The organism is Vibrio atypicus (assembly GCF_009811315.1).
GTDB lineage: Bacteria > Pseudomonadota > Gammaproteobacteria > Enterobacterales > Vibrionaceae > Vibrio > Vibrio atypicus.
On record NZ_BLID01000004.1, the window covers coordinates 359,412 to 373,929 of the forward strand.

11 protein-coding genes are annotated in these 14,518 nt (G+C 44.7%); 2 read left to right on the forward strand and 9 right to left on the reverse strand.

From position 1 onward, the window contains the following. Positions 1-45: 45 nt before the first annotated feature. From ispG to GVO60_RS11195, 7 genes are all read right to left on the reverse strand, one after another. Positions 46-1,164, reverse strand: coding sequence for a flavodoxin-dependent (E)-4-hydroxy-3-methylbut-2-enyl-diphosphate synthase (gene ispG / locus GVO60_RS11165; RefSeq protein WP_159653938.1), 1,119 nt, complete (start codon positions 1,162-1,164; stop codon positions 46-48). An 8-nt stretch (positions 1,165-1,172) separates the two neighbouring features. Further along, positions 1,173-2,123 (reverse strand): cytoskeleton protein RodZ, encoded by a 951-nt coding sequence (gene rodZ / locus GVO60_RS11170; RefSeq protein ID WP_159653940.1) that lies wholly within the window; start codon positions 2,121-2,123, stop codon positions 1,173-1,175. A gap of 324 nt (positions 2,124-2,447) precedes the next feature. Further along, entirely contained in the window at positions 2,448-3,572 is a 1,125-nt protein-coding gene (gene rlmN, locus GVO60_RS11175; protein ID WP_159653942.1) for a dual-specificity RNA methyltransferase RlmN, read from the reverse strand. A 135-nt stretch (positions 3,573-3,707) separates the two neighbouring features. Next, positions 3,708-4,136 (reverse strand): cysteine desulfurase sulfur acceptor subunit CsdE, encoded by a 429-nt coding sequence (gene csdE / locus GVO60_RS11180; protein WP_159653944.1) that lies wholly within the window; start codon positions 4,134-4,136, stop codon positions 3,708-3,710. 23 nt (positions 4,137-4,159) lie between these two features. Beyond that, positions 4,160-4,969 carry a tRNA cyclic N6-threonylcarbamoyladenosine(37) synthase TcdA gene (gene tcdA, locus GVO60_RS11185; RefSeq protein ID WP_159653947.1) on the reverse strand — a complete coding sequence of 270 codons (810 nt, stop codon included), beginning with the start codon at positions 4,967-4,969 and terminating at the stop codon, positions 4,160-4,162. A gap of 86 nt (positions 4,970-5,055) precedes the next feature. Continuing rightward, complete coding sequence (gene mltA, locus GVO60_RS11190) at positions 5,056-6,159, reverse strand: murein transglycosylase A (RefSeq protein ID WP_159653950.1); 1,104 nt, start codon at positions 6,157-6,159, stop codon at positions 5,056-5,058. A gap of 69 nt (positions 6,160-6,228) precedes the next feature. Continuing rightward, the gene (locus GVO60_RS11195) at positions 6,229-6,633 is read right to left on the reverse strand and encodes a DUF2850 domain-containing protein (protein WP_159653953.1); all 405 of its coding nucleotides are present in this window, start codon (positions 6,631-6,633) and stop codon (positions 6,229-6,231) included. Between the two features lie 239 nt (positions 6,634-6,872). Here GVO60_RS11195 and argA point away from each other — a divergent pair, with 239 nt between their 5' ends. Together argA and GVO60_RS11205 are read left to right on the forward strand one after the other, a co-directional pair. Beyond that, positions 6,873-8,210 (forward strand): amino-acid N-acetyltransferase, encoded by a 1,338-nt coding sequence (gene argA, locus GVO60_RS11200; RefSeq protein WP_159653956.1) that lies wholly within the window; start codon positions 6,873-6,875, stop codon positions 8,208-8,210. 203 nt (positions 8,211-8,413) lie between these two features. After that, complete coding sequence (locus GVO60_RS11205; RefSeq protein ID WP_159653958.1) at positions 8,414-8,593, forward strand: hypothetical protein; 180 nt, start codon at positions 8,414-8,416, stop codon at positions 8,591-8,593. A 52-nt stretch (positions 8,594-8,645) separates the two neighbouring features. Here GVO60_RS11205 and recD read toward each other — a convergent pair whose 3' ends face one another. Beyond that, a complete protein-coding gene (gene recD / locus GVO60_RS11210) occupies positions 8,646-10,748 on the reverse strand; it encodes an exodeoxyribonuclease V subunit alpha (RefSeq protein WP_159653961.1) in 2,103 nt (700 codons plus the stop codon). A gap of 2 nt (positions 10,749-10,750) precedes the next feature. Beyond that, positions 10,751-14,371, reverse strand: a complete 3,621-nt coding sequence (recB, locus tag GVO60_RS11215) for an exodeoxyribonuclease V subunit beta (protein WP_159653964.1) — start codon at positions 14,369-14,371, stop codon at positions 10,751-10,753. Between the last annotated feature and the right edge of the window lie 147 nt (positions 14,372-14,518).

Here is a 14,518-nt window from a genome sequence, read left to right on the forward strand (position 1 = left end):
AATATCTACCGTAATTTGTCTTACTTACCGTAATCTTGGTTGAGATTAATCTTGTACTTTAATGTCGATGCGTTGTTGCTCATCCAGAATAGAAGCTTTCGCTCGAATCTTCGCTTCCAGTTGATTCACAAGGTCAGTGTTATCGAAGCGCTCTTTTTGACGTTTTCCGTCTTCATAAAAAGCACTCTTCTTGTTACTGCCTGCAAGACCTAAATGAGAAACTTCCGCTTCACCTGGGCCATTCACAACACAACCAATGATGGAAACATCCATCGGAGTAATAATATCTTCTAGACGCTGTTCTAGAGCATTCACCGTACCGATTACATCGAACTCCTGACGAGAACAACTTGGGCACGCAATAAAATTGATGCCACGAGAGCGAATACGTAATGATTTTAGAATATCAAAGCCAACTTTGATTTCTTCTACAGGATCTGCTGCTAGCGAAATACGTAATGTATCACCAATACCCTCGGCCAAAAGCATACCAAGGCCCACAGAGGACTTAACCGCACCTGCGCGAGCACCACCAGCCTCTGTAATGCCAAGGTGAAGTGGTTGGTCAATCTTCTTAGCCAGCAAACGGTAAGAATCAACCGCTAGGAAAACATCAGATGCTTTCACACTCACTTTAAACTGATCGAAGTTAAGGCGATCCAGAATATCCACATGACGCATTGCTGATTCAACCAGCGCTTCCGGTGTTGGTTCGCCGTATTTCATCTGGATATCTTTTTCCAGAGAGCCACCGTTCACACCGATGCGAATTGGAATATTCTTGTCACGAGCACAGTCAACAACAGAGCGAATACGTTCTTCATTACCGATGTTACCTGGGTTGATACGCAAACAATCAACACCATACTCCGCGACTTTAAGCGCAATGCGGTAATCAAAATGAATATCTGCAACAAGAGGAATGTTTACTTGCTGTTTGATGAGCTTAAATGCTTCTGCAGCATCCATCGTTGGCACAGAGACACGAACAATGTCTGCACCTACGTTTTCTAACGCTCGGATTTGAGCAACAGTCGCGTCTACGTCTGTTGTTCTTGTGTTGGTCATCGACTGCACTGCGATAGGTGCGCCATCACCAATAGGTACATCGCCCACGTAGATACGAGTCGATGGGCGACGTTTAATAGGAGATTCGTATTGCATAGTAATATCTAAGGTAAGGTGAATCTTGCAACTTTGCCTGAAGTATACCCAGAAAGGTCGACAGGTTCACTTGCTAATGTCATTGAAACGTTTCTTGGCGCGCCTAAAACCACTTTATATGGCATTTCTCCGGTCAATTCTAAAGTTTGACCCGATTTTTTCACACCGCTAGAAATCGTTTTACCTGATTTGTCTTTAATCTGAATCCAGCAATCACCGTTAAATGTCATGCTGAGTAGATTCGCGGCTACGGTAGGTACAGGCTCTTCTACAGGCGCTTGAGGCTCTGCAACTGGCTCAATTTTCGCCACTTCTTCTACTGGCTGTGTTGGTTCACTTTCAGGTGTGACAAGTTCTTCACTGACTTCAGGCTCTACAACTTCTGGTAGGGTTGTTGGTTCAGCGTCTTGCTCTGTTGCTGGCTCAACGACCAACACAGGTTCAGCCGGATTAAGCTCTGCTTGTTGAGCATTTTCAAGTTGCTGCTCCAGCTCTAATTCCTGATCTGTTGCTTGAGTCAAATCGACGATGCTAGTTTGTTGATTTTGCCACCACCAAACTGACGAGATACCGATAATGACCACCAAGATTCCCCAAGTGATCGTCATAATGCGGCTGTCATGTCTTTCACGCTTTGTTTGGCGAGAAAAGCTCTGCATTGTTTGTTCTTCTGGCTCAGGATTATCGAGCGTAGTGTAAGCGCTCAATACTTCCGCTTCACTGATACCTACCGCTTTCGCGTAAGAACGAAGATAACCTTTAGTAAAGGTTGCTACGAGATCAGAAGAGAACTCGTTGTTATCAATACTTTCGATAATCGAAACACGTAAACGCAGGCGATCAGCAATCTGTTTTTGACTTAATCCTAGTTGTTCACGCTTTTGTTTTAATAGCGTCCCCGCTTCGACTACATTTGAATGCGTCTGCTCTGTTGCTGTCATTTCTTTTTCAGCTGTCATGGTCGTAATTTATCTCTTAACTTTATGAGCACGATTGCATTTACTTTTGTTTTTCTTTATTGGTAGTCTTGTATCAATCATGTTTAATGAATTTTTGCTTGGAGATGCCAGCTCCGAACCAAGCCACACTCCACGAAATTTCAAAGATGCCTCTTTAGAGTGTTAACTTTCAATTCTAATAGATATCAAGGATGAAACAACACAAGAGATGTGCATAATTTACAGTCAGCTCAAGGTTTTTCCTTAATTTGACAGAATATCTGTGTATTGATGTAACAAAAAAGCCAGAGCAAGGCTCTGGCTTAGTAATTTTCGACTTAAGTATTACACCGCTTTTACGGCGATAGTGTCACCTTTTGCCGCTTTATTCATCGCTGTACGTTTAGTGCGATCGATAACGTCTCCCACTAACTGACCACATGCAGCATCAATATCATCACCACGAGTTTTACGAATCGTCACCGTGTGATCGTATTGCATTAACGTTTTCTGGAAACGGTCAATACGTGAGTTACTTGGCTTCTTATAAGGCGAACCTGGATAAGGGTTAAATGGAATCAAGTTGATTTTACATGGCGTGTCTTTCATCAACTCTGCCAATTCACGTGCATGGTCCATATCATCGTTAACATGGTCAAGTAGCACATACTCTACAGTTACTTTACCGCGGTTAGCATTTGAAGATTCAATGTAGCGACGCACTGACGCTAGGAAATCTTGAATATCCCAACGGTCATTGATTGGCATAATTTCACTGCGCAGCTTGTCGTTTGGCGCGTGAAGAGAAATTGCCAAGGCTACATCGATTTTACCTGTCATTTGGTCAAGGCCAGAAACAACGCCCGATGTCGATACGGTTACACGACGTTTTGAAAGGCCAAAGCCGAGGTCATCAAGCATGATTTCTAGTGCTGGGATCAGGTTCTTCATGTTTAGAAGCGGCTCACCCATACCCATCATTACGACGTTAGTAATTGGACGACGCCCTGTCTCTTTTTGTAGACCAACTTCGCGCGCAGCACGCCAAACCTGACCAATGATTTCAGACACTTTCAAGTTGCGGTTGAAACCTTGCTGAGCAGTTGAACAGAATTTACATTCCAGTGCACAACCTACTTGCGAAGAAACACACAGCGTAGCGCGGTCATCTTCTGGGATGTATACCGTCTCTACGTCTTGATCGCCAACTTTCATCGCCCATTTAATAGTGCCGTCTGAAGAGTGTTGAGCTTCTGCTACCACAGGGGCTTTGATCTCACAGCGATGCTGAAGTTTCTCACGTAGCTTCTTGTTAATGTTGGTCATGTTATCGAAGTTATCGACACCGAAATGGTAGATCCACTTCATGACTTGATCTGCACGGAACGCTTTCTCACCGAGTTCATCGGCAAAAAACTTACGCATACCTTGGCGATCAAAGTCGAGTAGATTAATTTTTTCAGTGGTCATGTGGCCTCTCAAGCGACGGAACATTAATTAAGGGCGCGAATTGTACAGCCTTTACGCGGTGACAACAAGCACAGTAAAGCCATGAAATTACTAAGGCGTTAATATAGAAGTGGTTATTTATTGAACAATGTTATTTTAAGTGGCAGTTTGCTTGATCTGATCAACAATTGCTTTCAAGCCATTACCACGAGATGGACTTAAGTGAGCAATTAAGCCGAGTTTTTCAAAGTAACCATCAATATCAAATGATTGTATCTCTTCGGCGCCTTTACCATCATAAGCCGCCATCACCAAAGCGATTAAACCGCGCACGATACGCGCATCCGAATCGGCGCAAAAATACCATTGTCCATCAAGCTTCTCACTCACTAGCCAAACGACACTCTCACACCCAGAGACGGTTACCTGTTCAGATTTTAGTTCATCTGGCATTGATGGGAGCTTTTTGCCCCATTGAATTACTTGGCGATAACGGTCTTCCCAGCCTTTGAAGTTTTGCATTGTTTGTGCAATATCTTCAGCACTGATTTCGTGACCAAACGGGGATTGAGGAAACGAGGACATACTACTCTCCAGATCGAACCAAACTATTTACTGTGCTTTTGAATCAGTTTTTCTACGATGCGCGCAACCGCAACAAAACCAAACGTCGCCGTAACAACCGTCGCCGCACCAAACCCACTAGCACAATCCATACGTTTTGGTCCTTCCGCTGTCGATTTGACTCCACAAACACTGCCGTCAGCTTGTGGGTACTTCAACTGCTCAGTAGAAAACACGCACTCGATATTGAACTTACGCTGTGGATTCTTCGGAAAGTTATGATGACGGCGCAAGGTATCTTTAATCTTTTTCGCCAGCGGATCTTGAATAGTTTTGGTTAAGTCCGCCACCTTGATTTGAGTTGGATCTGTTTGACCACCAGCGCCACCAGTCGTAATCACTTTAATTTTATTGCTGCGACAATATGCAAGCAGTGATGCTTTCGCTTTTACGCTGTCAATCGCGTCCAGTACGTAATCAAACTCTTTACTCAAGTACTCATGCTGATTGTCTGGTGTAATAAAATCATCAATCAGATTGATTTTACACTCAGGGTTAATCAATTTAATGCGCTCTGCCATCACTTCAATTTTGCTCTGGCCTACCGTCCCTGACATTGCATGAATCTGACGGTTGATGTTGGTAACGCAAACATCATCCATATCAATCAAGGTTAATTCACCCACACCCGTTCGAGCTAACGCTTCCGCTGCCCACGATCCTACACCACCAATACCAATCACACAGACATGCGCTGCGCGTAGGATTTCTACTTCGCTATTACCGTATAAACGACGAGTGCCGCCAAAACGTTGGTTGTAGTTATCAGAAGCTGGAGTATCGAGTTCGCGCATGGTGCTATTCTTCCGCTAAGTCAGGGTACAAAAATAAAGAGTGCGATTTATACGCACTCTTTATTAAAAAGTCTAGATGTGAAGTTCTATTGTAACTTCTCTGGTGGTATTGCCCAAGGCGCTTGCGTTACCCCACCTTTTAAACCAAGTTTCCAGACTCGGCCAAAGTGTTTGTAATGTCCCGCTTCAGTGCCAGCTCTTGGCCCCATTCCGTGGTATAGGTCTAGGTGGTTTCTTTTCACTGCACCTCCAGTATCAAGGACAATCAACAGACGCAATTGGTGAGCACCACTCCAAGTACCATCGGCATTCAATAAAGGTACTTCGGCTAAGATTGGCGTACCCATTGGAAAGATTGAGCGATCACCCGCAACTGATGCCATTGGCAATAGAGGGATACCTGCCGATCCTGTCACAGGCGCATCGGCTTGTGGCAAAAAGAACACATATGAAGGGTTCTGCTCTAACAGTTCACGCACGGTTGCTTCATCGTTAGCTAGCACCCAGTCTTTGATCGCTTTCATCGACATGTTTTCACGCGCGACCTCATCACGCTCAATCAGGACGCGACCAATGCTGACATAAGCTTTATTATTTTTGCCGCCGTAAGCGAAATACTCAAGCGTGTCATCATCCTCAAAATGAACAAATCCACTGCCCTGCACTTCCATTAAAAACGGATCAATCATGTTCGCCGCATAGCCTAACTCTAACCCTTGACCAGCTAGTGCACCCGAGTATATTTCAGCGCGAGTTGGGCAATTGCTATCACAATTTGGTTTGCCATAAACAGGGTATTTGAAGGTTTCATTCGGCTCATGGCGTAACTCCATCACTGGAGAGAAATAGCCAGTAAATAACACGTTACCCTTGCTATCACCGCCACCTAGTTGCGCTGTTTGAATATCAAAATTTGCTAGTTCACTTGGGTCACCACTTTGTAGTACCCATTCATTCAGCTTTTCATACAGAGGTTGATAAACCGAAGCCATAGAAGGCGACTTATTGACCACTTGTTCAGCCTGCTTATGAAACTCGGTAAAATCACGCGGTTTGTCAGATTCAACAACTGCAGTTTTATTCAAAATCGTGTTGAATTCGTCGCCCGTATATTGTTGAGCACGTTCGGTCGGTTGAGCACAGCCAAAAAGTAACGTGGCTGCAGCGATAGGAAGATATTTTTTGAACACGGATTAGATTCCTCTCTAGCAATCTAATCAGCATGACAAACTCAAGGAATTTGCGCAATCAAAGAGAGGTTAGCGAATGTTATTTTTAACGTTTTCTGACAAATGGAACACAGGTTGATAATGTGGCTGAGAGATAAGTTTCATCTTAGTAAAGCTTTCATTGAGCATTAAATAACGACGCTCCTTATCACCGACCTGGTATTCCACATAAGTCCCATCAAAACTGTACTGAGTGTCCACCACGCCACCATCGATCGACACACCAGCAGGGCCCAAAGTAAATATTTCCGCAGAATAACGTGCAACATCTTGCTCTACCCAAGTGCCATAAACGTTCGACTTAGGGTAAGTTATCGATAAATAGTGCTGATAAAGCGGGACAGATAAGGCGATCAACGCCGCTGCAGCACACAGCGCCAGTAGCAATACTGTTCGTTCTACAACTTTCTTTTTACGCGCGCTCAAATTATCCACTTGATTTCTAGTTATGGTAGTAATAATTACCTCACCTATGCAGTTAGTGTAAGACTAAACTCATACAAACGCAGCATCTATCGAGCTTCATTCACTCATTTTCGCCTTCTATAACACCTAAAATTAAATCGAACAATAACCGCTATATAATTATCAGAAAGCAGTTCCAAAAATTCGCTTGCTCAAAATGGAATAAAATTGCAATATTATTAAATATAAATTCACCACTAGGTTGTACCGTGAAAATAAGAAACACAGCACTCGTAAAAGGATTCAGACAGTCTGTCCCTTATGTTAATGCTCACCGAGGCAAAACCATGGTGATCATGCTTGGCGGTGAAGCAGTTGCTGACAACAACTTCTCCAACATCATTAGCGATTTAGCTTTATTACACAGCCTTGGAGTAAAAATCGTATTGGTGCATGGGGCAAGGCCACAGATCACGAGTATTTTAGAAAAAAATGACCACCTTTCGCCCTATCACAAAGGGATCCGTGTAACGGATGAAACTACCCTCAATTATGTCATGCAAGCCTCTGGTCAGTTGCAACTTGCCATCACCGCTCAACTTTCTATGAGTCTAAGCAATACACCGATGGCAGGTACTCAGCTCAATGTCGTGAGTGGTAATTTTGTGATTTCTCAACCTCTTGGTGTCGATGACGGTGTCGACTATTGTCACAGCGGCAAGATTCGCCGGATTGATGTTGAAGGCATTAACCGCATGCTGGATCAGGGCTCTATTGTTTTGCTTGGCCCAATTGCAAGCTCAGTAACAGGTGAGTCCTTTAACTTGCTTTCAGAAGAGGTGGCGACTCAAGTCGCTATCCGATTAAAAGCCGATAAGTTAATCGGCTTCTGTTCCGAGCAAGGCATTATCGATGAAGATGGTAATGCACTTGCTGAGCTCTTCCCACGTGAAGCTGAACAGTTCCTGCAGAGACTTGAGCAAGATGTAGATGTAGGAGGCGATAACTCTTCCGGTACTTTACGTTTTTTACGCGCAGCGATATCCGCTTGTCATGCTGGCGTACCAAGAAGTCACTTAGTGAGTTATAAAGTTGATGGTGCACTGGTTCAAGAGTTGTTCTCACTAGATGGTATCGGCACGCAAGTCGTACAAGCAAGTGCTGAACAAGTCAGGCTGGCAGATATTGATGATATCGGTGGTATTCTCGATTTGATTCGCCCACTGGAAGAACAAGGTGTATTGGTTCGCCGCTCCCGTGAGCAGTTGGAGCAGGAAATCCATCAATTCACCATTATTGAAAAAGATGGCCTCATAATAGGTTGCGCCGCTCTATACCCTTATCCAGAAGAGAAGATGGCCGAGATGGCCTGCGTCGCAATTCACCCAGAGTACCGGGATGGAAATCGTGGGTTATTACTCTTTAATCACATGCGACTACAGTCAAAAGCTCAAGGTATTAAGCATATCTTCGTATTAACGACCCACAGCTTACATTGGTTTAGAGAACAAGGTTTCCACGAGATGAATGTCAACTTCCTGCCTTCTCATAAACAGAACCTCTATAACTACCAGCGAAAGTCAAAAGTACTCGCTATCGAACTTTAACCCCTAATTTTCTCAAAGTAGAGACACAATTGCGTAAAGTTGACATAAATTCCGACTTTATACCCTTTATTTCATATCCTCTATTGGTTAAAATTTCGGCTCCTTATTTAAGGAGCCGATAGGACTCATCTCTGCTTCACCTTTTCAGGTCAAGTTGCACGGATTGCTTAGGTTGATAACAACGTCACTAAGAGCACGATTCGATGAAAACTATTATTTGCAACTCAATTCAGAGCTTTTGGGATATGGCGGATAACGAGCTATTAGAGGGCTTGGATGTACACTGTGTTTTCCCTGTCACAGAAGGCCTAAAAGCCTTCATATTGAACTATCAGGAAAAGTACCACATCCGCAGCATCTCTTTTACTACCGCTCTTGTATAAATTGCTGCTGGCTTAATTTTGCTAACCAGGGATGGTTACGCAACACTTCATTCTAAGATTCAAACCGACCACTCAAGCGACTCACCAACCCACTCGCCCTTTCCGTTCTAATCTTGATACCACGCTTCATCACTCGCTCATCGATATACAGACTTAAACGTTTTTTGGCACGTGTGATCCCTGTGTAAATCAGCTCACGAGTCAAGATAGGCGTAAATTCCGGCGGCAAGATCATTAAAGTATGCTCAAACTCACTGCCTTGAGATTTGTGAATCGTCATCGCGTAGGCCGTTTCATGTTCAGGCACTCGACTTGGCAATACTGCTTTCACCGTACCATCAGGCAATTCAAAAAATACTTTCAGTTTGCCTTCTTGCTCATCTCGAATGCAAAGCCCAATATCACCATTATACAAACCGAGCCCGTGATCATTTCGAGTCACCATGACAGGTCTACCGTGATACCAAAGCTCATCCTGTACTTGAATTAACTTGCGAGTGACTAAAGCTCGTTCAACACGCTGATTAAGGCCCGTCACACCGAAGTCACCTTCGCGAATCGCACAAAGCAATCGACAGCGACTAAACGCATCTAAGGCCGATTTAGCTCGTTGCTTAAGTGTCTCTTCTTCACCTGTATCTGGGTTCATTTCGACACGTTCAATACGTTTCAAGTAATGACTATACTCAGCCACTAACGTTTGAATCATATGCGTATAGTGCTGGCTATCTATCGGATACTTAGCAATATCTTCAAACGATTTCTGCCATACCCAATCCACCTGCTGCGCTGAGCCCGCATTGATCGCTTTTGCTAACTGGCCAATCCCCGAACGAGCATCGAAGCGGTAACTCTTTTGCAGCATGCACAAGCTATCGGCAATAGAGATGTTGCTCTGATTACAATGAGATAGCGTTTTATAGCCTGTCAGTTGAGCTACCAAATTGCCTTGCGCAGCACTGTAACCAAATTGATTGAATGAGCAGATATCTCCCAGTACCGCCCCCGCTTCTACTGAGGCGAGCTGATCTTTATCCCCCAATAAAATCAAGCGAGCGTGTTTAGGTAGTGCATCAACCAATTTATACATCATTGGCAAATCAACCATTGAGGCTTCATCCACCACCAAAATGTCTAAATGCAGCAAGTTGTTTTGGTTATGTCTAAACTCTGCACTGTTAGGCAATGCGCCAAGTAAACGATGGATGGTGCTCGCATCTGTTGGAATGGCTTGTTTAAGCGCCTCTTCTACAGGTAATTGTGCAACAGCTTTACCAATAGACTCAGTCAGACGAGCCGCAGCTTTACCCGTTGGTGCCACCAGCTTAATTGTCGGTAGATCGTTGCTCTGCTTCGCTTGTTCAATAAGCGCGGCAAGCAGTTTGGTCACTGTGGTCGTTTTACCGGTACCAGGTCCACCAGAAATAACAGCGAATCGCCTTGTCAGTGCCACCGCGGCCGCAACCTTCTGCCAATTGACACAAGCAGACAACGGAACGAGCTCATCAAGCACCGAGTATTGTTCAATTTTTTTGGCTGTAGAGAGCTTTTGGCCTATGGTAGGCCAATCCAACGTTTCTTCTGCCACTATGTCCAAATGGTCACAGACTAAGCGTTGAATTTTAACCGCCGAAAGATCAGGTTCATTATTAATACTTTCAAAAAGATAGCGGTAGTTTCGCGCAAATAAATGATTCAATAATTCCGTCAGTTTCTGGCCTTCTTCAGGCTTTAGGATCATAGGAGTCCCAAAGCTATTTAATCTATCTGCGAGTGTGACTTCGTAATGCCAGTAGCGATGAAGATAAAGTCGTTCGCCATCGAAGATAAGAGGAAGTGATTCACCCTGTTTACCAACTAGGGATGAGTCATTTAATCGCTGATGCCAATCGATAGAGACCAATTCACTATTCAGCTCAAGCGCATTATCACCAAACAGACCTAACTTGGCTGCCAAGTCTGTACTTTGACCCTGCGGATCAGTCAGAGGCAAACAAATATGTCCTTTGCCTAATTCACTGCTTACCACACCAGCAATAAATGCCAGACAATCATCATTCGATTGTGTTTGAATAAAGCGCGCGAATTGATAATCCAATTGGCGGATAGAGCCTTTCGCCGCAAGCTGTTTTAGTTTAGAGATAAGATTCAACATGGTTAAATTAACTCTCCTTGACCTGCGCTGTTGTACTTAGTGTCAATCGGTAACCCATCAATTAACCTGTCCATATCATCTAAAAACTCTAAGCTAGGTTTTGCAGAGAAAATACCATGTTCACTTTCGCCATCCATACCACGTAAAAATAGGTAATAGACGCCACCAAAGTGGTGTTGGTAATCGTAGTTAGGTAAGCGACTACGTAGAAAACGGTGTAACGCCAAAGCATATATTTGATATTGAAGATCGTAGCGGTGATCCGCCATTGCAGCTTTTAACGCGTCACCATGATAGTGACTGACATCGTCGCCAAGATAATTCGACTTCCAGTCCAATACATAGTATTTGCCACTGTCTTCAAAGACTAAATCGATAAAGCCCTTGAGCATACCTTGCACAGTTTGAAAGCCGAGGTCACCCGCTTTAGCCGACAAAGGATCATGACGCTGTATAACTCGATTTAGTGCCGGAGAAGAGAGCACTTCGATCGGTAGTAAGAACTCCATCTCGACCAAACGTTGCGCTGGCTGTTTTTGGTTAAGTAGCATCTTTCTGCCGTCCAATGGCGTGGCGAGTACGGTATCAATCAAAGTCTGTAATACGGGTAGCCAACTTTCTTCAAGCTGTTCGCTTTCCATCAAACGTAAAATGGTTTGCGTATTCTCATCGCTACTAGCAGGCTCAGTAAACTCAACCTCCTCAAACAGGGAATGCAAAAACGTACCAGGGCGCGCACCACGAGGAAAGGTGAAAATCGTCTGCTCAGGTTCCAGCATTTCTTCGTCATCTTGCTCGCCAGAAGAATCGACATCCAGTTTCATCAAGTCAGTTAACGCATCATCGCTGTGATGGGAATGGCCTTGCTTAACCAACCCAGAGTAACTGGTAATGCGCCAGTGACGATCAATTTGCTGTGCTAACTCTCGAGCATTCAATTCAGTCTGTTCTGCCTCGACCAAAACGAATGGCCCATCATGTTCCTCAGGCAAAGATGAACACGCCACAGCGCTTAACCCTGTGACCTGCTTTTGGATTGCGTTAGACAAATCACTAATGCCACCTTGCTCACCATCTTGCAGTAAATACCCCATCGCACTATGGTGAACCCCTGTCGGTTCTTTGGTAGAGCGACCGTTACGCAGTGGCGCAGCGCCAATAAAGCAACCATAAACGGCGCGAGTTAATGCTACATAAATTAATCGCAAATCCTCGGCTAAGCGTTCTTTATCTGCTTGCGCTAAAGCGGCATCTTGTTTGGTAATGTCGAGTACCGTTCTGTCTTGCTCAGCATCATAGTATTTTGCTTCACTGGCTTCACGATAACTCAAGACAAAAGGCAAGAAGACCAAGTCATATTCCAAACCTTTGGACTTATGGATAGTAACGATCTGAACTAAGTTCCGTTCTGATTCCAAACGCTGTATTTGGTCATCACTGCCACCCAGTCCATTTTCTGCATCGCTGATCGCTTGAGCTAACCAGCGCAGCAAACCATGGTCACTATCGAGCTCTATACTTGCTTGCTGCAATAGTTCACCGATGTGCATTAAGTCAGTCAAGGCTCGCTCACCGTTATCTTCTTCCAACAATCTTTCAGCAATATGACGTTTGCTCATTACACTGCGCAGCATAGGTAGTACGCCACGTTGAACCCAAAGTTTTCGATACTCTTTGAATTCATTGATCGCACTTTCCCACTCATTCTCATCATTGTTGAGTTTATCGAGCGTGCCTGCATCTAGCGCAAACAACTCAGAAGCCAAACTGGCACGCAGCGCTCTATCATGCTCTGGAGTCAATACCGCTTGCAGTAGTCGCTGTAGATCACTCGCCACAACCGAGGTAAACACGCTGTCTCGGTTCGACAGGTAAACACTGGCTATGCCCTGCTTGGCCAATGCCTCTTTAACCATTCGACCTTCATTACCGGTACGAACCAACACCGCAATATCACCAGCCTTTATTGGATGTTCTAATTTACCATCTGAAAAATGCGCCTCACCATTTTGTGCACAAGACAAGATGGTTTGGATTTGATCCGCCGTGGCGGTCGACATTGCTTTTAAATACTCACCTTTAGGTAACGGTTTTTCTTCAGCATCTTGCAGCCAGTAGGTCAGCGCTGGTTGCTTTTGGCCTGCCATGGTCCAAACGCGCTTATCCGCATTCGGACTCGCTTTAACTGGCAAAAATGGGATGTCTTGATCATAAATAAACGGGCTGGATGGCAACTCAAACACTTGGTTCACCGCGGCAACCATATCCGCACTTGAACGCCAGTTAGTGCCCAAGGTAAAGTGCGAAGACACCTGATTACGAGCTTTGATGTAGGTAAAGATGTCCGCACCACGGAAACCGTAAATCGCCTGTTTTGGATCGCCAATCATAAACAGGCCACATTCAGGATTGTCTAAATAGATGCGACTAAAAATACTGTATTGCAGCGGATCAGTATCTTGGAATTCATCAATCATCGCCACGGGATAAAGGGTTCGAATGCGCTCGGCGAGTAGATGAGATTCGTCATTATCAATAGATGCAGATAAGTTGGTCAGTAGATCGTCGAACGATAACCACTGCTTCTGTTGCTTCGCTTTGGCGAGCATCTCGCGGCAATGCTCAATTGCGTGGGCCAAAATAGGCGCCTTTAAACTGATAGGTTTGGCAAGGAAGTCCTCTACCGCGCTGAACACCTCATGGACTGGAGCTTCACCTTTTGGCGTCTTCTCGAGCAGCACATTTTGAGCAAACTTCTCTAACTTGTCAGGAAACTCATAACCTGTCGTTTCTGCGCTCGCCCACTCATTAACCACTTCAAGCCAAGTGGGTAATGATTTTTTTGTGTAGCTGCGTCTATTGATGTCCGAATTACTGATCAGGGCTAAGAAGTCATCTTGGCTTGCTCGCCACTGCTGTTTAAGCGCCTCTATCCCCGCTAAGTTCTCTTTATGCAAATCGGCCAAGCTACCTTGCATTGCTTCAACAGACAGCTTTAATGGAGCACCCGTCAAGTAGTGCGTCACCTCAGATAGTAGTGCAGATGGAGAGCCCCAAATTCGGCGCACTTCGCCCGCCAGATTAAACGGCAGTGGGTAGAAATTACGTCGCCAATAATCAGCAACAATCTGAGCTTTAAGGTGGCTTTCATCAGTCACAAATTCATTGTCAAACCGACTGCCCGATTCAAACGCATTTTGGGTCAGCATTCGTTGACAGAAGCCATGGATGGTATAGACCGCCGCCTCATCCATCTGCCTTTCGGCTTGCAATAAAATCTCAGCCGCTTGTTTATGATCAGAGACCTCTTCAAGCAAAGGTTCAATCACAGGATCGCTACTTTGACCGCGTGAAAATGCCAGTCTCGCATCATGGATTCGAGCGCGAATACGGTCACGCAGCTCTGCCGTGGCCGCTTCGGTAAACGTCACGACCAGAATCTGATCAACCGTCAGTGGAACTTGATGTTTCGTTTCGCTGTCACCATGGCCTAAAAGCAGTCTTAAATAGAGGCCAGCAATGGTAAAGGTTTTCCCCGTACCCGCGGATGCTTCGATCAACCGAGCACCATGCAAAGGAAAAGTCATGGTATTTAGCGGAGTAACCACGGACGATGCTGTCATAAAAATATTGCCCTTCGAATGTAAAGCCACGATTCAAATGTGATCCTGGCTTAAAAATGCTAACTATTAATAAAAATCCGTTAAAAGTGAGGGCTTTATGCGATCCCTCTCACAGCAGAAGATCCTTCTAGCCGTTAGTATGCGCCT